Source organism: Bacillus cereus group sp. N8 (genome assembly GCF_016483685.1).
GTDB classification, from domain to species: Bacteria; Bacillota; Bacilli; order Bacillales; family Bacillaceae_G; genus Bacillus_A; species Bacillus_A proteolyticus.
Genome location: NZ_JAEHBK010000216.1, coordinates 1 through 240, shown reverse-complemented (window position 1 = coordinate 240; position 240 = coordinate 1). Strand labels below are relative to the sequence as shown.

Below are 240 nucleotides of genomic sequence, written 5' to 3'. Positions count from 1 at the left end.
CACTTAATACTCTCTTTGGGACCTTAGGTGGCGATCTGGGCTGTTTCCCTCTTGACTACGGATCTTATCTCTCGCAGTCTGACTCCTAAGGATTAGTCATTGGCATTCGGAGTTTGACTGAATTCGGTAATCCGATGAGGACCCCTAGTTCAATCAGTGCTCTCCCTCCCAGACTCTTACACTTAAGGCTAGCCCTAAAGCTATTTCGGGGAGAACCAGCTATCTCCAGGTTCGATTGGA

The 240-nt window shown here is 48.3% G+C and carries 1 rRNA gene; it reads right to left on the bottom strand.

The annotated features are described in order from the left end of the window. A 23S ribosomal RNA gene (locus JDS80_RS31050) occupies positions 1-240 on the bottom strand; the annotation flags it as partial.